The organism is Paraburkholderia sp. SIMBA_054, from assembly GCF_046534875.1.
Taxonomy (GTDB): Bacteria; Pseudomonadota; Gammaproteobacteria; order Burkholderiales; family Burkholderiaceae; genus Paraburkholderia; species Paraburkholderia hospita.
In genome coordinates this window covers 1-303 of record NZ_JAWRXV010000509.1, presented here as the reverse complement: position 1 = coordinate 303, position 303 = coordinate 1, and the positions used below count along the sequence as shown (strand labels likewise).

Here is a 303-nt window from a genome sequence, read left to right as displayed (position 1 = left end):
TTATTTTTAAGCATGGCGGCGACCTGTGGGTTACGCATCCCTTCCGCCATAATTTCAACCACCAGCGCCCGTTGTCCAAAGGCTTCATGGGTGAGAGAGACAATGGACTCGACCATATAGTCAACGAAATGAATCCCTTCAATCGGTTCCCGGAAACGGGCCAGCGCCCTCTCCTGGTCCTGTAAGATAATCGCCTGAATCAAGGCTTCTTTGGAGATGAAATGGTGATAGAGCGTCCCGGGACTAATGGCGCAAGATTTACAGATGGCTTTCATCGAGGCACTGTGAAATCCATTTTCTGAA

Annotated in this window: 1 pseudogene; it reads right to left on the bottom strand. The window is 49.5% G+C overall.

Features of this window, described 5'->3' with window-relative positions:
- A pseudogene (uidR, locus tag SB822_RS56115) lies at positions 1-303 on the bottom strand (DNA-binding transcriptional regulator UidR); the annotation flags it as partial.